Source organism: Nocardia sp. N2S4-5 (genome assembly GCF_044628355.1).
Taxonomy (GTDB): domain Bacteria; phylum Actinomycetota; class Actinomycetes; order Mycobacteriales; family Mycobacteriaceae; genus Nocardia; species Nocardia wallacei_B.
On the sequence record NZ_JBIUPM010000001.1, the window covers coordinates 5200898 to 5220061 of the forward strand.

Sequence of the window (19164 nt, forward strand, 5' to 3'; positions counted from 1 at the left end):
CGACGGACACGCCCGGACATCCAGGACGCGCCAGCTGGCGACGTCATATCGCCGGTCTAGACCAGACCTCTGCTCCGCCTGTGATGCGCGAGTGCCTCCGCATCCCTCTTGCCCGACACCACGAAAAACACGAGAGCCGCGATGGCGAAAACAGTGAACGCGATCAACACGGGATGCACGGCCAGACCCCATACGAGCAGGAGCACACCGACGGCAATCGTCGACGTCATGAACATGCCGCGCGGGTCGTAGCGGACCGAGGATGCGTCGAGCGGTAGCACGGTGCCGACGCTGGATGTGAGCGGCCACTGCCGTTGTGTGGCCATTTCTAGGCGAGCCATGAAATTGCGTGCTGCCGCTTCTTTCTTCGCTGAGACGTCACGGACCTCGACCCGGCCATCTGGGGCGCGGATCGTCAGGTAGACGCGGGTGGTGTCAGTGCGTTTCTTGGCGGCTCCACCAACCATCATGCCGGGGATTCCCGCGATGGCGGCGCCGGCGACGAGCCGAGTGGCGGTCATGCGGCCGGTCGACGACGAGGCTCCGAGTTCCATTTCGGCGGACACCGTGTTGATCGGGTAGGCGCGAGAGCCGATTCGGAACAAGGGACCATCGACTTTGCAACCGGCGAGAGAGACGTTGTGACGGTTGACGATTTGAGCCTCCGCGCGGTTGACGGCCTTCACCACGCGGGCAGCGTCGGGCGTACTGTTCGGTGCCGCACTCTGCGGGTTGTAGACGGGCGGCACGTACTGAGGATTCGGGTCGGGCGTGGACATCTTCGTCCCCATTTCGTTCAGAATGGATCCGGTCGAACCTGGGGTGGCACGACAGGAGACCCCCGACTACTTGATGGTCTTGGTGCCACGTCTCCGTGAATAGAGGATTTAGCCCCTGGAACGCGGGGTTGGCAACGGTCCCTGCAATGCGCGTCCCGGGCGACAGGCCATCCGTTCAGACAGCCACCAGCAGTGACCGCTTCCGCGCCCTGGCGACAAGCAGCTCGTTCAGAACCGGGACGGCCGAGGTCGGACACATAGCCAGCCGGGCATCCAGCGCCTCGTGCCACTGTGCTGTCAGCATCTCGACGAGTTCGTCTCGCATGACATCGGTGACAAGGGTGTAGTTGGCGTGTACCGATGCGTCGTCATGACCGATCCGCTCGTCGATCAGCACGCGCGGGATGAGTGCCGCTTCCAGGTCGGTGCGGTGGCTGCGCCGGTTGCTGCCCGATTCCACACATTCGACCCAAGCACCGGAACACCCTGTAGCTCACCGGATTTCACAGGAACCGGACTGTGTCGCGCCGTTCGGGTTACCGACCGCTCGTCGCCGGCGGTTTCCCGTGAACACATACCGATAACCATGGCATGGGCACGGCTGTGGTTGTGTCCGCGCTACTTGGGCGCTGAGCAGGTTCCACAGGAACAGTGGGAGGTCGATGTTCCTGTAGGACTCGTCCTTCGGCGGGATCCTGATCGGCTTGCTATGTACCTCGGCCAGCTGCCATTCGACTTGCAGCAGCCGCCGACGGGGATGCCCCGCCGTTGGCCGCTCGAGCCGTGGTGACCATCTCCGCTAAGCTCGAAAACGCCGGATCGGCTGACATAACAGCGCGGGTCAGAGTTTGTGTAAACCGTTGTGTAGCAGTGTGAATGCTGTCTCGGCGTCGGCTACTGCGGCGGGGTGGCGTTCTTCGGCCGACTGGCCCTTGTCGAGGTGGTTTGCGTTGTCTTCGGCCAGTAGGTGTTGGGTGGTGGTGAACTGGGCTGCGGCCAGGCGTGCGCGGAGGGGTTGGGTGTTGGTGGTGTCCTGTAGGGCATCGGCGAGTAGGGCGGCGTCGCGCCTTCGGAATGCCAGTAATCCGTTGGACAGCACGGGGTTTCCGTTGATCAGCCGGTACAGCGCGAGTACTTCGGAGTCGTCGCAGAGTCCGGTTACGGGGTCGCGGCGGTCGAGGCCGGTCAGATGGTGGGCGCGCAGCGCGGCGAGTGGTGACCATCGCGTCGGGCGGTCTCGGACGACGCGTGCGGACTCTCCCTCGTGGTCGGCGATCCGGTGCAGAACCAGGTCCTCTTTGGCGGGGAAGTAGCTGAACAGAGTTCGGCGGGACACCGCGGCCGCTTCGGCGATCGCGGTGACGGAGGTTTGTTCGTATCCGGCATCCAAGAACAGCGAGATGGCCGCACCCGAAATCGCTTGTCGGGTTTGCTGTTTCTTTCGCTCACGGAGTCCGGGCACGGACGCATCCTATCGGATTCTGCACTCGAGCTACTATTGCACCGAGTGCATAGATGACGGAGGTTGGCGTGGCAGGTCATCGCGAGCGTCTCGCGATCAAGGGGCAGTCCGGCGGCGGGACCGGCCCGGAGTTGGTCTTCCTGCACGGTGGTTCGGGCAGTTGGCGGTTGGGCACGGAGTTGTTCGAGCAGCTGCCACGGGCGGTCCGCTGGTGGGGCGTCGACCTGCCGGGGCACGGAGAGTCGGCCTGGACCGGGTGTTACCGCCTGGAGGACGCTGCCGACGAGCTTGCGAGCTGGGCCGTCGCCAATCTCGGCGGTCCGGCGTGGTGGTACGGCCATTCCTATGGCGGGCAGGTCGCGCTGGCGTTGGCCGGGAGGCATCCGGATGTGGTGTCGGGGTTGGTTGTCGGAGACGCGCCACTGATGCTGTCCGGCATGCTGACGCTGTTCGAGCGCACCGGCGCTCGGATGCGTACGTGGCGAAGCTGGTGCGGGCGGCCGGAATCCGAACTGCTGACGTTGCTCGGCGCCGAGCCCGCGGGCGACCGGACCACCGGCGAGATGCTCGGCCCCGGCCATCCATATCTGCGGCGGATGGCCGCCGCGTTGCACCGGCACGATCCCGTATTCCTCGACGCGATCGTGAACAGCACCCGTGAGGTCTACGGCGGCCTGGACGAGGCGGCGACCTGGCTGAGCGCGGTGCGCGGCCCCGTCCTGCTCCTGCGCGCCGATCCGGCGGTGTTCGCCCTGACCACCGACACCGACGCGATGCTCGTGCGTGAGCACGCCCGTGAGGGGCACATCCGAATGCTGCCGGGCGTCGGGCACGGACTGCAGAACTTCGCCCCGAAGCCCGTAGCGGATGCCCTCGCCGAACAGATCATTACCTGACGCGGCAGCCTGCCGGATGAGCGACCGCTCGATCATCCGCGACCGGTCCGGCGCGGAAGTGGGTGTCCGGCAGGCAATTACGGCGTTCGGGGGCCTAGGAACAGGCCTCCGTTCACCTCGAGGGTCTGGCCGGTGATCCATCGGCCGTCGTGGGAGGCGAGGAAGGCGACCGCGTCGGCGATGTCGGCCGCTTGGCCTACTCGGCCGAGGGCGGTCATGTCCGCGACGCCCGCTGCGGCCTCGTCGGATTCGTGCAGCCACGCATTCATTTCGGTGTCGGTGATTCCGGGGGAGACATTGTTCACCGTAATGCCGCGTGACCCCAGCGTGTTCGCCAGCGAACGGCCGAACACATTGAGCGCCCCCTTGGTCATCGAGTACACGATCTGCGGTGTGGCGAACCAGGTGACGCCGGAGGAGATGTTGATGATGCGGCCGCCGTCGCGCAGCAGGGGCAGTGCCCGTTGGACAACGAAGAACGGTGCTCGCACATTCAGCGCGAACTGCCGATCGAATTGTTCGGCGGTAGCGTTTTCGACGGTGGCCTCGGGCATCGCGACGGCGGCGTTGTTCACCACGATATCCAGGGGACGACCATCGAGAGCGGTGAACAGCTGGTCCACGCCGTCGGCGGCGGTGAGGTCCGCACGCACCGAGAAGGCTTGTCCGCCTGCCTGTTCGATCGCGGTGACGGTTTCCCGCGCGGCCGCGTCGTTGCTGCCGTAGTGCACGGCGACCAGTGCACCGTCGCCGGCGAGCCGCTGGGCGATCGCCCGGCCGATCCCGCGAGAAGCCCCGGTGACGAGAGCGGTCTTGTCAATCAAGTCGGTCATTGTTCCGCACCTTAACCGTCGCGTCGGGATCCCGAATCGGCACAATCGCCGGTGCGGACACAATGTCGGCCCGATGCACTCACACCGCCGATTCCCGACTCGACACCGGCGTTCGTGATCGACACTATGAAAGATGGGATACCCCGACGACTCGGGGTGAGGGAGGGGGTAAGCCAATGAACAGACGCCGGCTGTGGACGGCATGCGTGATCGGTGCGACGGCGGTGTTCGCGAGCACCGCGACCGCGTCCGCCGCTGTCCAGTCTGTGCCCGTGTTCTTCTGGTCCGGTGCCGAGATCAAAACACCCGGAGTGAACTCGAACTGCCAAGGCACGGTGCATATTCGGTTCGAGGTAGACGGTGCGCAGCCCGCCATTCTCACCGCGGTATTGGAGCCCGGCGAGTTTCGCGGCGAGAGCCCGGATTGGGAACGGGCGTGCGATGTTCCGCTCACAGTGAGTGTTGCCACCTCCGAGGTCGATTCGCCGACGGGGATCCCGTTCTTCCAGGAGAGACGATCGGTCCTCTTGCACGTGGACGCGGAACGACCGGAGCCGATGCGTATGGATCTCCGAGTCGGCTACGGGTACAGCGAGGTCGGCATCACATCGTCGCTGGCGGTCGACGACCCGGGGGCGTATCTCGACCACCCCTGGCCCGGTCAATTGTTCGGGATAGTCAACGCCCCGTGACTCGGCTGGTCACGGCGCGGAGTTGATGGTGTCGCCCTCCCAGCTCAGATCGGAGCGCTCGCTGATCTCGAAGGCCTCGAAGCGTTCATCGCCCAGCACCGCGTCGATCAGGGCTCGCGAGCCGGCGACGATCGTGGAGTCGAAGTCGATCTCGGTCGCCACGACCCATGTGTGGTCGGCGGGCCAGAGCAGTTGGGGTGTCACGCCGGGGAAGTCGGTTGTCCAGCCCAGGCCCGCCGCGTGCACCCAGCCGGGGTCGGCGAGTTCGGAGAGACTGGTGTCGAACAGCAGGAAGTCGCGTCCAGGCCATCGCAGGAAGGGGCCTGCCTCGACCGCTCGTCTGATTTCCGGCGCGACGGAGGCGGCCAACTCGGCGTCTATTCGGGCTCGCTCGCGCTCGATGCTCTGCGGATCGTCGTCGGTGGACGCGATGACTACCGTCCCCGCGGATGCGTTCAGCTCGCCGAAGCCATTCCACACCCCGGCCGTCACCTTGTCCGGTGTCTCGGTGGCCGCGCGGAGATGGACAGTGAGCGAGGCCAGCAGGCCCGGGTCGAACCACCCCTCGACGGACTGGCCGACCTCCCAGCCGTCATCGAACGACATCGCCGACTCGTCCTCGTCGTCGGTGAGCTTGCGCCACTGCACAAGTGGATGCATCACTCTGCCGTTGCGCGCGGCGACCTCGGTCCACGGCCACATCGCCTCCGCCACGACCTCGGGAGTGCCCCACTCGTCGGTGACCGTGACGTCGCGGCGAATCGCCTCGACCGGGTGCAGGATTCGCGCATAAGCGTCGAAGCCGGTACCGGCGACGTTGCCGACCCCGTCCGCGCCGGCGCGCGCCACCAGCCACCCGCCGCGTTCGACATCGGTAGTGAACTTCACCCGTCCAGACTAGTGAGCCACGCCGGGCGGGCGGCTCTGTCTGTGACTTCAGGTGTGGGCCGTGGCCCGGATCCCGGCCAGCACCACGTCGACGATGCGTTCCGCGTCGGCGCGGGTGAACGAGCGCATGCCGCGGACGACGATGAGATGCACTGGGCCGAACACCATTTCGCCGAGCAGGGCGCTGTCGACCGGTGGTAGCTCGCCGCGGTCGACGGCGAGGCGCACCCGTCTCCGCAGGGCGGCGCCGCGCTGTTCGAGGATCCTGGCCACCGTCTGCCGGACGAGGGGGTTTTCGCGGGCGGGCTGGGTGGACAGTTCGAGCGCCTGGCCGAACGGCGTGTTCAGGCCCCCGGCGAGGGCCACCAGATAGTCCACCAGGTCGCGGTGGATGTCGCCGGTGTCGGCGATGGTGGCGAGGTCCTCGGCATACCGCAGCAGAGCCTCGGCGACCAACTGCTCGCGGTCGGGCCAGTTGCGGTAGACGCTGGTCTTGTGCACGCCGGCGGCCTCGGCGACCTCCTCGTAGCGGAAGCCCGCGATGCCGTCGCGCGCCACGAGTTCGGCGGTCGCGGCGAGGACGCGCGCTCGCACCCGCGCGGTGCGGCCACCGGGGCGCCGCGCGGGCGACCGGTCAGCGGTCTCGTCGGCCATCGCCGCGCTCACCTCCTGTTTCCGCTCGGGTGCCGATTGTCGCCAGGTGCGGCGTTGCGGTGCAAACCGATCGTAAGTAGTCTGCGTTAAAAGCTACAAATCGTTGCTTTAGTGGTCGGGCTCGACCGCACATCCTCAGCGAAATCCTTGGAGCGCCCACGTGAACATCCTTGTCTCCGGAGCCGGAATCGCCGGGCTCGCCTGCGCGCTCGAGTTCGGCATCCGCGGCCACGAGGTCACCGTTGTCGAGTCCGCCCGGCAGCTCCGGCTCACCGGCACACCCATCGATATCCGCGGCGCGGCGCTCGAGGCCGTGGACGGGATGGGGCTGCTCGCGAAGATCCGGAAGCGACGGGTCAGGATGTCCGAACTGACCCGGTTCGTCGACAGCCGGGGCGAGCCGGTGGCCCGCATCCCGATGGCGGAGGTCAACGACTCCGACGACGACATCGAACTGCTCCGCGAGGATCTCGTGCGCATTCTCGCGCAGGCGGTCCCGGACACCGCGAAGATCCACTTCGGCGAGTCGGTCGCGGCACTGACCGACGGCGAGCGCGGGGTGGACGTGCGTTTCGCGTCCGGCCGCACCGGGCGGTACGACCTGGTGATCGGCGCCGACGGCCAGCATTCGGCGGTACGGGGGCTGGTATTCGGGCCCGAGCCGGACCACCTGCGGCACCTCGGCGTCTACTTCGCCCTCGCCGAACTCCCCGGCGAGGCGCACACCGAGGACGCCAACTCGATCTTCAACGTGCCCGGCCGAATGGCGGGCGTCTTCCGGTACGGGGGCCGGGCCGTTACGAACTTCCAATTCCGTTCGGAGCCGGTCGATTACGACCATCACGACTTGGAGGCCCAGAAGCAGATCCTCGTCGACGCCTTCGCGGGCTACCGGTCGTGGCGGATTCCGGAACTGCTCGAGGCGGCGCGCGCCGATCCCGATTTCTTCTTCACCTCCGCGAGCCAGATTCACCTGCCCAGCTGGCATCGCGGCCGCGTCGTCCTCGTCGGGGACGCCGGGTACTGCCCCGCCTACCTGTCCGGCCGGGGCACCTCGCTCGCACTGACCGGCGCTCGTTTTCTCGCCGAAGAATTCGAGCGGTCCGGCGACGATCACGCAGTTGCCTTCGCGCGGTACGAGATTCGGCAGCGGCCCCATGTCACGCTCGCTCAGCAGCGAGTCGAGCGTGGTCGTGACCGCATAGTGCCCGCTACCTGGGCCGACATCGCCGCACGCAACCGGGCGCTGCGAGCATCCGGCGCCGATTCCCCACGCGCCGAAGAGAATTCACTGTGACCGACGCGCTGGAGACGACCAGCATCGGCGTTCGAGAGCAGCACTGGAGTAGCCGGCTCGTGCTCTGGGTCGCCGTGCTCACCCTCGCCAATGTCCTCGCCGATGTGGTCATCGGCTCGCCCATGATGGTCCTGCCCCAATTGCTCGACCATTTCGATACCGATCAGGCCGCGTGGCTGAATGCCGGTGCGATGCTGGCCGGGGCCATCTGGTCGCCGCTGCTGGCGAAGAGTTCCGACATCTACGGCAAGCGGCGGGTACTGCTCGGCACGCTGCTCCTCGCATGCGCGGGGGCGCTGATCTGTCTTGTCGCGCCGAACGTTTGGATCTTCCTGGTGGGGCGGTTCCTCCAGGGCGCGGCCTTCGCGGCGGTCTTTCTCACGGTGGCCCTCGCGCGCCAGATCTGCCGTCCGGGGGTGGCGATGGCCGTGGTCGGGGTCGTGACATCCGCCTCGTCTTTGGTCGGAATCATCGAGCCGTTCCTGATGCAGCCGATCATCCATGCCTTCGGCTATCGGAGCGTCTTCGTCTCGGCGGCGCTGCTCGCCGCGGTCGCCGCGGTCTGCGTGCGTGCCTTCCTGCCGGAATCGCCGATCCGGAGTCCCGGCCGGATCGATGTGGGCGGGGCGCTACTGCTCGGCGGCGGGCTCGGCGCGGTGCTCGCCTACGCCAGCCTCGGCAGCGACGTCGGATGGCTGTCCCGGGGCATGATCGCGCTGCTCGCGGCCGGTGTTGCCGCGCTGGCGGGGTGGGCCGTGCGCGCGCTGCGAATAGACAATCCCCTCATCGACATTCGCGGTCTGGGGCGCCCGATCCTGTTGACGCTGCTGGCCCTGGTCCTCGCGGCGGGCTCCTTCCGGAGCATGCTGCAGCTGACGAGCATCGTCGCTCAGGTGCCGCCCGACCTGGGTCTCGGTTACGGGCTGGGCCACGGCGAGGCGATCGCGGTGTTACTCGCCACGCCCAATATCGGCATCGTCGTGGGTGGCACGATCGCCGGATGGGTCGCGGGGCGGTGCGGTCCCGCACTGCCCCTCCTCGGTGGCATCGCCGTCGGGATACTGGGCACGTTCGCGATGCTGGCGGGCGTATCGGTGCTTCCGGTGGCGATCGCGTGCGGCGCCATGGTCGGCATGGCCGCCGGTGCGATCGGCGCCTCCGGCTACAACCTGGCGATCGATCTCGCCGCACCCGAGCGCCAGGGCACGATCGCCGGTCTGGTGTCGGTCGTACTCGCTCTCGGCTCGGTCGTCTTCAACATCGCCGGGGGTGAGGTGCTCGAGGCCACCCGAATCCCCGGCGTCTTCGCCGACGGCGCCCCGGTGAGCACGGCGACCGGCGTCTACCTCTACGTCGCGATGGCGGGTGTGCTGTTCACCCTCGCCGCTGTGCCGGCTGTCGTGCTGGCGCGTTGTGACCTGCCTCACTCGGATGTCACAGCGCGAGGGTGACCGGTGTCTTGTGCCCGAACCCCCCAGCGGACGAAGGAAAGACAATGACCAACAAGAACGAAGTCGTCGTGGTCGGTGGCGGATACGCGGGCGTGATGGCGGCCAACCGCCTGACGCAGCGCGACGATGTGCGGGTAACCGTGATCAACCCTCGTCAGGTGTTCGTTCCCCGGCTGCGGTTGCATCAGCTGGTAGGCGGAACTCACGACGCGGTCGTCGATTACCAGGACGTGCTGGCCGAAGGTGTCCGGCTGGTGGTCGACAGCGTGACGCGGATCGACGCGGCCGAGCGCAAGGTGTTGCTGGCCGACGGCGGCAGCATCGGCTACGACTACCTGATCTACGCGGTGGGCAGCGGTAATGCCGCGCCGCGGGTGCTGGGCGCGGCCGAGTTCGCCTATCCGATCGCGACTCTGGAGGCGGCGCACCGGATGCGATCGATGCTCTTCGACACCCCTGCCACGGCCGCGGTAACCGTGATCGGAGGCGGGCCGACCGGCGTCGAGACCGCCGCCGAGCTGGCCGAACAGGGGCGCGTGGTCACCTTGGTCTGTGGCGGCGCCCTCGTCCCGTACCTGCACCCGAAGGCGCGGCGCACGGCGCACAAGTACCTCGCCGAGCTCGGTGTGACCGTCATCGAGGGTTGCGCGGTCACCGAGGTGACGGCCGACGCCGTGGAACTCGCCGACGGCCGGAGGCTGGCGAGTGCGGTCACCATCTGGACCGCCGGCTTCGGCGTGCCCGACCTGGCCGCCCGCAGCGGGCTGAGCACCGACGCCGCCGGTCGCCTGCTCACCGACGAGACCCTGACCAGCATCGACGACGAGCGCATCGTCGCGGCGGGCGACTCGTCGGCTCCCTCGGACCTGCCGTTCCGGATGAGTGCCTACACCGCGTACTGCCTGGGAGCGCACGCCGCCGACACCCTGCTGCACCGGATCGCGGGGGAGCAGCCCGCGCCGATCGACATGTCGTTCCCCGCCATGTGCCTCAGCTTCGGCCGCGACGCCGGGATCTACCAGCTCGGTCACAAGGACGAGACCGCCATGCGGCTGTACTTCCGCGGGGCCGTGGGCAAGAAACTCAAGGAATTCGCCTGCGCGGCCGGTATCAAGCACCTGGCGACCGAGGCCCGCAAGCCCGGATCGCACCACTGGTTCTCCGACGGCAAGCACCGGCCGGCCCTGCTGCGCGCCCAGCGTGCGGACAAGGCCGTACCGATCGCGTAGGTCAGGCGGTGACGGCGCCGTGCGCGGCCGAGCTGACCAGCTTGCGGTACTTGGCGAGCACGCCCGAGGTGTACCTGGGCGGGTGCGGCTCCCAGCCGACCTTGCGGGCGGCGAGTTCGCTCTCGTCGATCTCCACGTCGAGGGTGCGGTTGGCGACGTCGAGAACGATGGGATCACCGTCGGCGACGAAGGCGATCGGGCCGCCGTCCACGGCTTCGGGAGCGACATGACCGACACACAATCCTGTTGTGCCGCCGGAGAATCGGCCGTCGGTGAGCAGCAGGACGTCCTTGCCGAGCCCGGCGCCCTTGATCGCGCCGGTGATGGCGAGCATCTCGCGCATGCCCGGGCCGCCCTTGGGCCCCTCGTAGCGGATGACGACCACATCACCGGCGGCGATCGTGCCGTCCTCGAGCGCCTCCATCGCGGCGCGCTCCCCGTCGAACACCCGGGCTGTCCCGCGGAAGACGTCGGAGTCGAAGCCGGCGCTCTTCACGACGGCGCCTTCGGGCGCGAGTGTGCCGTGCAGGATGGTGAGGCCGCCCGTCTTGTGGATCGGCCGATCGAGCGGACGGATCACGTCACCATCGAGGCCGAGTTCGATATCGGCCAGATTCTCGGCCATGGTCCTGCCGGTGACGGTCATGACATCGCCGTGCATGAGACCCGCGTCGAGCAGCGCCTTCATCACGACGGGGATTCCGCCGACCTTGTCGACGTCGTTCATCACGTAGCGGCCGAACGGCTTGAGATCGCCCAGGTGCGGCACCTTGTCACCGACACGATTGAAATCGGCGAGGGTGAGACCCACCCCGGCCTCGCGGGCGATGGCCAGCAGGTGCAACACGGCATTGGTGGAACCACCGAGCGCCATCACCACCGTGATGGCGTTCTCGAAGGCCTCCAACGTCATGATGTCGCGCGCCGTGATGCCCCGGCGCAACAGCTCCACGACGGCCTCGCCGGACTTGTGGGCGAAGTCGTCGCGGCGACGGTCGGGGGCGGGCGGCGCGGCGGATCCGGGCAGGCTCATCCCCAGGGCCTCCGCGGCCGAGGCCATGGTGTTGGCGGTGTACATCCCGCCGCACGCGCCTTCACCGGGACAGATGGCCCGCTCGATCCGATCGACCTCCGCCGGGGTGATCAAACCCTTCAGGCAGGCGCCGACCGCCTCGAACGCGTCGATGATCGTGACGTCCCTGCCGTCGAGACTGCCCGGCAGAGTCGAACCGGCGTAGAGGAACACACTCGACAGATCCAGTCGCGCGGCGGCCATCAGCATGCCCGGCAGGCTCTTGTCGCAGCCGGCCAGCAGCACGGAACCGTCGAGGCGTTCGGCCATCATGACCGTCTCGACGGAATCCGCGATGATCTCCCGGCTGACCAGCGAGAAATGCATGCCCTCGTGGCCCATCGAGATGCCGTCGGACACCGAGATCGTGCCGAACTCCAAGGGATAGCCACCCCCCGCGTGCACCCCCACCTTGACGGCCTTGGCCAGCCGGTCGAGTGACAGGTTGCAGGGCGTGATCTCGTTCCAGCTCGAGGCGACCCCGATCTGCGGCTTGCCCCAGTCGTCGTCACCCATACCGACGGCCCGCAACATGCCGCGGGCGGCCGTCTTCTGGAGTCCATCGGTGACATCACGGGAGCGCGGCTTGATGTCGACCGATCGGTCCGAGTCGTGTGCCATCGCGCAAGTCTACGACCGACCCCGCGGGCGTCCCGAACGCGCGATCGATGTATCACCGGAACTCACCTGCCGAGGTCGCCGCGCAGTCTCTCGATCGCCTTGGTGATGGCCGCCGCTCGGTCGATGCCCGGGGTCTTCTGTTGCTCGAAGGCGATCAGCCGTTCGGCCGTGGGGTGATTACCCATCACCATGGTGAGCAGAGTCTTGAACTCGCCCGGCTGGGTGAGGTTCGGCCGGGGCCGCGGGGGTGCCGGCGCGGCGGCTGCCGTACCGCTCTGCCGGGTGTACGGCCCGGCCTCGGCGGCAGTTGCTCTGCGATACCACAATTCGGCCTCGCTGTGGTTCCCGTCCTTGTTGAGCAGAGCCGCGAGACCGGCCATGGCGTCGGGGTGCCCGGCGACAGCGGCTCTGCGAAACCAGAGTTGGGCCTCGGCCAGATCGCCGCCGTTCTGGTGCCGGCGAAGCCAGCGCTGGAGCCTGTTCTGTTCTTCCACGCGCCGGTGGAACAGTCGCGCCAGGTTGTTCATCGCGACCGGGTCGCCGGCGGTGGCGGCTCGGAGAAGTTCCCGTTCTCGCGGGTCCGCGGTTGCGGGCTTCTGATCACCGGATTCCAGGGCGTACTTGATGCCCAACAGGACAGCGGAACTGGCGATGATCGCCCCGCCCGCTATCAGCAGGATCTGGATGCCGTTCTCGTGGCTGTTGCGCTGCGCCGCCAGCGCTTGCTCGTATGTCTCGCCGCCGGCCGGGGCGCCGTTGCGGTAGTGGCGGCAGATCGTGCCGGGCTCCATCGTCCTTTCGTCACAGGTGGGCGCGGCCTGGGGATCGCTCAGGAGCATCGCGGTCCCCGGGATGAGCATGACCGCGCCCACGATGAGCGCGAGCCACGCGCCGAGCCACAGCACGAGGGTTACGACCTGTCCGAGCGTCTTCAATTCGTCCCCCGCTCCGCCGACCGAGTTGTCCCGCAGCACAACCGATGTGTCCGAACCATGCCTGGTAGATGTCTGATCACATCCTTACGGACAGTCTTGGGGCGGAAATGGTTGGGGCGAACCGCGATCCGTGGGGCGCCGACGCCGTATGTCACGCGATCAGGTCGAGTTGCTCCCGGACCCGTTGCAGGGCGTCGTGCACGTAACCTTTCGCGGTGCCTGTGGCGACGCCCATGATGCGCGCGGTTTCCGCGTAGGTGTTGCCTTCGTAGGCTCGGAGCACGACCGCTTCCCGCTCTCGCGGCGGCAGGGTATCCAGCGCGCCGAGCAGGGCCTGGCGCAAGACGACGATGTCGTCCATGTTCACACCCGCCCGGTCGGCGAGCAATGCGATCCGCTGGTCCCCGTCGGAGTCGAACCGTTCGCGGTCGGTGGCCGCCCGCCGCCAGGCGTCGCGAACGAGGTTCTTGGTGACCGTCCACAGGTAGGCGCGCAACCGGTCGGCCGTGGCGACGTCGGGCCGGGCGGCGTACACCCGCATCAGCGCGGTCTGCACGATGTCTTCGGCGTCGGTACGGCTGCCGACCTGCCGGGTGGCCCAGGCGAGCAACATGTCGCTGGCCGAGTCGAATGCCTCGAGCAACAGGTCGTCGAACCGGTCCGATTGCTGCGCACGGGCGCTCCCGCGTCCGATCCGGATGAGCGCCGGACCGCGGGATTCCCCGGCGAGGAAGGACAGCGGATCCTTGGCGCAATCCGCGAGCACGGCTCCCAATAGGTCCGTCAAAGCGGTCTCGGCGCCCAGGCCGGACTCGGGGAGGCTGTTCATTCGATCTCGCCCTGCTGTTCGCGGCCGCCGGGGCCGACGGATCTGTCGGTACCGAACACCATACCGACGAACGGGCTCGGCTCAGTTCGAGATCAGCGGGAGCACGACGGTGAACCAGAGCAGAATTCCCAGTGGTATCAGGAATCCGATGGCGCCGAGTCTGCGGAACAGCGGCGGGCCGGGATCCATCGGCCGTCCCGGCATACCCGGAATCGGCGGTGGGAGTTGGGCGATCCGCGAATGGGCGGACATGTTGGACAGAATCGTGATGGCGTTGATGAACAGCGACAACGGTCCCCACCAGCCGAACCACACGCTCTGAATCGTCATCCGGCGCAGGGTGGCGAGGCCGCAGTCGCGGCAGAACGGGCCGGGCATCCGGACGAATTGCATCATCAGGATGAAACCGCGATGGCTTCGGATCGTCACCGCTGCCGCGGGTGTCGCGCCGCAGTGCAGGCAGTACAGGGCGTGGACCGGTGCGGCCGGTGGCAGTGGGGTCCGCTGTGGCGGGGTGGGGGCGAATTCGTTCTCCAGACCGCTCAGGCTGATGCCCAGAACATCGGCCTGCACCAGGTCCAGAAGTTCGTCCCGGCGCAGTCCATCGCCCAGGGCCTGCGCCGCGGCGGTGGAACCGTCGGCGATGAGCCCGAGGGCCAGCATTCCGGCCGGAACCCCCGGCAGGTTGTAGCGGCGGGCCAAGCGGACGGCGGTGCGCAGAGCGGCGGCACAGGAGTCGGTGAGCCGGATGCCCTCCCAGTGCGACGAGCTGTGGGTGACCGGATCCAGCACGACCTTCCCCGCGATAATCTCGAAGTCTCCGCAGTGCAACGAGATCCGGTTCCAACGGCTGGACGTATCGACCCGCATCAGCGCGACCAGCAGGTCCCTGGTGTCGATCGGCCGCGATCCGGCATCGGCTCTCGCCTGCCACAGTGCGTTCCCCACGGTGGGATGCAGCGGCAGGTCCACGATTACGGCGGTGTTCTCCATGTGCCCTCCTGGTGTGTCACGCTCTGTCTGGAGCTGCTGCTCACGAGGGTGTAGACCCGCTGGGCGGCAAAAGGGTTGGGCGGAAGTCGAGCCATCGCGGAATCGGACTCGCGCCGCGGCGCGAGCGGTGGGAGGGAGCCTTGCGGATGCGGGCAGGCGTATCGGCCGGGGACAGTACGGGTTTCGGCGCGGTGGCGGTGCGGATTCTCGCCGGGTCGGGCGCGGTCGTCGGTGCCGGATTCGTCGTGGGCCCGGGACTCGTCGCGACCTGCGCGCACGTTGTTTCCGAGGCCGCCGGCGCGGACGCGCAGGAAACCCGGCCGCCGGACACCGTGGTGTGGATCGACTTTCCGTTCTTGCCCGCGGCCGGCCGGGTCGGTGCGCGGGTCCGCCGCTGGGCGCCGACGACAGCCGACGGGGGCGGCGACATCGCGGTGCTGGAGATTATCGAGCCGCTGCCGGAACCGATACCGGCGCCTCCGTTCTGGCGCGCCGAGGAGCCCTGGGGCCGGGAGTTCCGGATGCTCGGGTTCCCCGCCGAACTCGACCTGGGGGTGTGGGTGTCGGGAGAGTTCCGGGCCGCGCAGGGGGTGGGCTGGCTGCAGTTGCAGGCGGCAACCGGTGGGCAGCCGATCACGGGCGGCTTCAGCGGGGCCGCGGTGTGGGATGCGGCGTCCGGGTCTGTGGTCGGCATGGCAGTGGCGGCGGACCGGCGGCGATATACGCGGACCGCCTTCATGATTCCGATCGCCGAGGTGCTCGGGATCGATCCGGCGATGCTGCCGAATCCGTATCGCGGACTGGACCGATTCGAGGAGGATGACGCACCCCTGTTCCACGGCCGCGACGCCGATATCGAACGGGTGCTGGCCGCGTTGGCACAGCGGCCGTTCGTGGCGGTCGTCGGTGGTTCGGGCACGGGGAAGTCGTCGTTGGTGAGCGCCGGCGTGCTACCTCGGGTGCGTCGACGTGGCATGGCCGTCGCGGCCGTTCGCCTCACCGGCCTGTCGGCGACCTCGGATTCGCAGGTGCGCGACGGTGGAAACGATGTGTCGGCCCTCCTCATGGCTGTCGTGCGGCAGCCGGCGGCGGACGGCAACCCTACGTCCGAACTGGTGGATCGCATCCCCGACGAAGGGCTGCTGGTGTTTCCGGACCAGTTCGAGGACTTGGCGGCCACGGCGCCGGCACACGCCCAGGACCTGGTGCACCGGCTCATCGAGCTGGTCGCCGCCGCCGACGCGGCCGGCAAGACGATTCGAGTGGTGCTGACGCTCCGATGGGAGGCCGTCGGCGAACTGGTCGACACCGAGATCGCGAACCTGCTCGACGGTGCCACCGTGGCGCTGGCGGCCATGGAACGTGAGCAACTGCGGGCTGTGATCCGCGGGCCGTTGGCCCATGCCCCCGGCGTCGGTATCGATGCCGACCTCGTCGAACGGCTCGTCGACGATACGGTGCACCAGCCGGGCGGTTTGCCGTTGCTCGAGTCGACACTGACCGAATTGTGGGAACAGCGCGGCAGCGGGCGGCTGACCCTGGCCGACTACGAGCGTTCCGGCGGTGTCGCCGGGGCGATCACCCGCCGTGCCGATCGCGCGCTCGCCCGGTTCACGGAACCGGAGGCAGCGGCGGTGCGGCGACTGCTGACGATGATCGCGGTACCGATCAGGACCGGCACCGGATTCGTCCGGGCCGCGATGGCTTTGGCCGAACACCCGGAATTACACGGCCTCGCAGGTCATTTGGCCCGCGAGCGGCTGGTGGCCGTTGGGCGCCGGGCCGACGGCGTCGTGATCGTCGAACTGGCTCACCAGGCGCTGATCGACAACTGGCCCACGCTGCGCGGCTGGCTCGAAGACGATCGCGACTTCCGTTCCTGGCAGCAGGAATTCGACAACCGCCGACTCGAATGGGAAGCGGCGCAATACGACAGCGGCGCCTTGCTGCGCGGCGGTGCGCTGGCTACCGCCGAAGAATGGCTGGCCGCTCGTGCCGCCGACCTTTCCCCCGCGCAGCACCGGTACATCCAGGCCGGTCGACGGGTGCGGCGCCGGGAGGTGCGCCGCTGGCGGATGGTTACCGCCGCGACGGCCGTGCTGGCGCTGGTGGCCGCGACCACTGCGGTCGTGGCGTACCGCACCAGTCAGGAACGCGCCGCGCAACTGCGGCTCGCGGCCGGGATCACCCTCGCCAAGGAGTCGATGCGGCTCGCCGACTTGCAACCGTTGACGGCCCTGCAGTTCGCACAGGCGGCACATCGGCACGCACCCGGGCATCCCGAGGTGGAGGACGCCCTGCTCTACCAGCAAGCCGGTCTCGGTGCGATCGCCGGTTTCACGCCGGGCGAGATGCCGACCGGTGCGGGCCGAATCGCTTCCGGGGCGGCCGCGGACGGGACGGCGTTGGTGGCGGTCGGCGCCGACGGCACGGCCCGGGTCCAGACCGGCCTTCGTGACGTAAGACCGGTGATCTGGAAGGTGCCTGCCGATGATCGCGTGATGTCGGTCGCGATGTCCGACGACGGCGGGAAGATCGCCGTCGTCGAGCGAAGCGGAGAGGTGTCGGTGTGGGATGTACGCAGCCGCACCGGACCGGTGAACATCCGTGCCGGTTCCGGTCGAGCGTTGCCGGATTACGCCATACGAGTGAGGCTTTCGGCCGACGGCGGGGTGCTGGTGCTGTCGATCGACCCGGAGCGAGGACCCGGAAAGGCGTCCCCGCCGGATGTTCTCGAGGTATACGACACGTCGACCGCGCACCCGGCGCGCATCGCGGCGCCCCCGTCGGCTCGGCGCGATCAAATTCCGCGGTACGTCGGCCCGGGCGGCACGGAAATCATGTTCGAGGAAACCGATGGCGTGGAGATTTTCAATGTGCTGCGGGACCTCGGCGGCAACGTGATCCGCGTGCTGCCGGACGGATATCCGGTTCGGGGAGGAATATATTCCTGCCTGCCGGCACCGCCGGGCGAACCACGGCAGAGTCTGGCGGTCTTCGATACTCGAACAGGCGTCGAGCGGTTCCGATTCGACGTGGACCACGACTTCTGCATCCGTTCGAAACTGGACAGTTCCGAACGGTTTTTCATCAATGCCGACAACCACCCGCGCGATGCCGTCTTCAGTATCGAATTCATGAGCTTGGCGACGGGCCGGATCTATCGAACCGAGGTCGGGCGCAGCACCGGGCAGAACAGTACGATCGTCACTGATACCGAGCAGGGACCGATTCTCAATGTGTTCTACCCCGGCGGTCTGCTGCACTACTCGCCCGCCGTGCCCGTCGGCGAAGCCGATCTGTTCACGCAGGAGCCCGCGGTGACGGCGTGGTCGGGGGACGCGGAAACCATCGCCACCTATAGTCGTGACGCTGCCGCGCGCACGAGCAGGCTCGAGATCAAACGGGTGCGGCCACGGCCGCAACGGCTGGCGCACGTCGCACTGGGCGGCGCGACCAGCGATATCGATCTCGGCGACAAGCCGGTCCTGAAGTTCACACCCGACGAGCGCTATCTCGTCGCTGTGGGCTCGCGGCCGCAGCTGGTGGTCTTCGACGCTCGAACTCTCGAGGTGGTTCATCGAATCCCGCTGCCGGTCCCGGCGGAACTCGGCGATCCCGAGGGCTGGCACGGTGACATCGTGTTCCCCGGCTCGGAAGAGGTTCTCGCCATGTACGGCGGCATGCTCACCCGCTGGGAAATCCGCGACGGCCGAGCGTTGTCCGATCCGCTACCGCTGTGGCGCGACCGGGACGAACTCGTACGGCTCGGCGCCGACGGCGCCCTCGGGCGACCCGGCGCGCGGCCCGATGAAATAGTGATCACTTCCTCGGGAGCGGCGACGGTGTGGAACCTGTCCGAACGGCGGCGGGTCAGCACTTTTGATTTCGAGGAGGCCTGGGACTATAACGGCGTGTATTACGATCCGCCCGATCCCGTTGTGTACGTGCAGACCGGCCGTATGGAGATGTGGAATCCGGCGACCGGCGCGATCACCGAACCGTCGTGGCCGATGCCCCCCTTGCCGTACCTGCGCGGAACCACATCGGATGGTCTGTGGGTGGCGATAGACGGTGTCGCTCCGAACAATATCGACATCTGGGATCGCAATCGTGGGCGAATAGCCACACTGCAGCTCCCCGGGAAAATCCATGATGTGTTCGTGGAAAACAATACGGTACATATTCTCTATCGCGGTGGAGACTTTCGCGTGAACCTGGGCAAGGCTCAGATGTTCCAACGCTTGTGCGCGCTTCACAACCGGGACTACTCCGCCGAGGAACGCGCGCTGCTGCCGGTAGGTGCCGACGACGCACCGCCCTGCGAGGCCGGGCCCTAGACGGCGGTGCGGATGATCGCCCGCGCCGGGCGCGAATCCATTCCCGGTCGCGATCGATGTATCACCGAACAACGGCCCGCTATCCAGCGGTACGGTATACTCGTGCGCTGGTAGTTCTATCGGTCAGCGTGCGTGGTGGATGCCGGACAGCAGGACACGTGGGCCCCACACGAGTGAGCAAGGCAAGGACTGT

General features: G+C 67.8%; 16 protein-coding genes. 6 read left to right on the top strand and 10 right to left on the bottom strand.

Annotation, left to right across the window (positions count from 1 at the left end; all coding sequences use genetic code 11):
• Window positions 1–56: 56 nt before the first annotated feature.
• From ACFMRZ_RS23845 to ACFMRZ_RS23855, 3 genes are all read right to left on the bottom strand, one after another.
• Window positions 57–791 (bottom strand): hypothetical protein, encoded by a 735-nt coding sequence (locus ACFMRZ_RS23845; protein ID WP_400180820.1) that lies wholly within the window; start codon window positions 789–791, stop codon window positions 57–59.
• Window positions 792–954: 163 nt separating this feature from the next.
• Window positions 955–1239 carry a hypothetical protein gene (locus tag ACFMRZ_RS23850; protein WP_400180821.1) on the bottom strand — a complete coding sequence of 95 codons (285 nt, stop codon included), beginning with the start codon at window positions 1237–1239 and terminating at the stop codon, window positions 955–957.
• Window positions 1240–1620: 381 nt separating this feature from the next.
• A complete protein-coding gene (locus ACFMRZ_RS23855) occupies window positions 1621–2241 on the bottom strand; it encodes a TetR/AcrR family transcriptional regulator (RefSeq protein ID WP_400180822.1) in 621 nt (206 codons plus the stop codon).
• Between the two features lie 68 nt (window positions 2242–2309).
• Here ACFMRZ_RS23855 and ACFMRZ_RS23860 point away from each other — a divergent pair, with 68 nt between their 5' ends.
• Window positions 2310–3137 carry an alpha/beta fold hydrolase gene (locus tag ACFMRZ_RS23860; RefSeq protein WP_400180823.1) on the top strand — a complete coding sequence of 276 codons (828 nt, stop codon included), beginning with the start codon at window positions 2310–2312 and terminating at the stop codon, window positions 3135–3137.
• Between the two features lie 77 nt (window positions 3138–3214).
• Here ACFMRZ_RS23860 and ACFMRZ_RS23865 read toward each other — a convergent pair whose 3' ends face one another.
• Window positions 3215–3970, bottom strand: coding sequence for an SDR family oxidoreductase (locus tag ACFMRZ_RS23865; protein WP_400180824.1), 756 nt, complete (start codon window positions 3968–3970; stop codon window positions 3215–3217).
• Between the two features lie 176 nt (window positions 3971–4146).
• Here ACFMRZ_RS23865 and ACFMRZ_RS23870 point away from each other — a divergent pair, with 176 nt between their 5' ends.
• Entirely contained in the window at window positions 4147–4662 is a 516-nt protein-coding gene (locus tag ACFMRZ_RS23870; protein WP_400180825.1) for a hypothetical protein, read from the top strand.
• Between the two features lie 9 nt (window positions 4663–4671).
• Here the strand turns inward: ACFMRZ_RS23870 and ACFMRZ_RS23875 are convergent, their stop codons facing one another.
• Entirely contained in the window at window positions 4672–5550 is an 879-nt protein-coding gene (locus ACFMRZ_RS23875; protein WP_400180826.1) for a hypothetical protein, read from the bottom strand.
• Window positions 5551–5598: 48 nt separating this feature from the next.
• The gene (locus tag ACFMRZ_RS23880) at window positions 5599–6204 is read right to left on the bottom strand and encodes a TetR/AcrR family transcriptional regulator (RefSeq protein ID WP_400180827.1); all 606 of its coding nucleotides are present in this window, start codon (window positions 6202–6204) and stop codon (window positions 5599–5601) included.
• 160 nt (window positions 6205–6364) lie between these two features.
• Here ACFMRZ_RS23880 and ACFMRZ_RS23885 point away from each other — a divergent pair, with 160 nt between their 5' ends.
• Genes ACFMRZ_RS23885 through ACFMRZ_RS23895 form a run of 3 tightly spaced genes read left to right on the top strand, consistent with a single transcriptional unit; the run spans window position 6365 to window position 10181 of the window.
• Entirely contained in the window at window positions 6365–7501 is a 1137-nt protein-coding gene (locus ACFMRZ_RS23885; RefSeq protein ID WP_400180828.1) for an FAD-dependent monooxygenase, read from the top strand.
• Window positions 7498–8952, top strand: coding sequence for an MFS transporter (locus ACFMRZ_RS23890; RefSeq protein WP_400180829.1), 1455 nt, complete (start codon window positions 7498–7500; stop codon window positions 8950–8952). Before ACFMRZ_RS23885 ends, ACFMRZ_RS23890 begins: the two co-directional genes overlap by 4 nt.
• A 44-nt stretch (window positions 8953–8996) precedes the next feature.
• Entirely contained in the window at window positions 8997–10181 is a 1185-nt protein-coding gene (locus ACFMRZ_RS23895; protein WP_400180830.1) for an NAD(P)/FAD-dependent oxidoreductase, read from the top strand.
• A 1-nt stretch (window position 10182) separates the two neighbouring features.
• Here ACFMRZ_RS23895 and ilvD read toward each other — a convergent pair whose 3' ends face one another.
• The 4 genes from ilvD to ACFMRZ_RS23915 all read right to left on the bottom strand — a co-directional run bounded on the left by ilvD (window position 10183) and on the right by ACFMRZ_RS23915 (window position 14631).
• Complete coding sequence (ilvD, locus tag ACFMRZ_RS23900) at window positions 10183–11874, bottom strand: dihydroxy-acid dehydratase (RefSeq protein WP_400180831.1); 1692 nt, start codon at window positions 11872–11874, stop codon at window positions 10183–10185.
• Window positions 11875–11936: 62 nt separating this feature from the next.
• A complete protein-coding gene (locus ACFMRZ_RS23905) occupies window positions 11937–12848 on the bottom strand; it encodes a hypothetical protein (RefSeq protein ID WP_400180832.1) in 912 nt (303 codons plus the stop codon).
• 112 nt (window positions 12849–12960) lie between these two features.
• Window positions 12961–13638, bottom strand: coding sequence for an RNA polymerase sigma factor (locus ACFMRZ_RS23910; RefSeq protein ID WP_400180834.1), 678 nt, complete (start codon window positions 13636–13638; stop codon window positions 12961–12963).
• 81 nt (window positions 13639–13719) lie between these two features.
• On the bottom strand, window positions 13720–14631 hold the full coding sequence (locus ACFMRZ_RS23915; protein WP_400180835.1) for a hypothetical protein: 912 nt from the start codon (window positions 14629–14631) through the stop codon (window positions 13720–13722).
• A gap of 146 nt (window positions 14632–14777) precedes the next feature.
• On the opposite strand from ACFMRZ_RS23915, the gene ACFMRZ_RS23920 reads away from it, so the two are divergent.
• Window positions 14778–18971: a trypsin-like peptidase domain-containing protein gene (locus tag ACFMRZ_RS23920; protein WP_400180836.1), complete on the top strand. Its 4194-nt coding sequence runs from the start codon at window positions 14778–14780 to the stop codon at window positions 18969–18971.
• The last annotated feature ends 193 nt before the right edge of the window (window positions 18972–19164 follow it).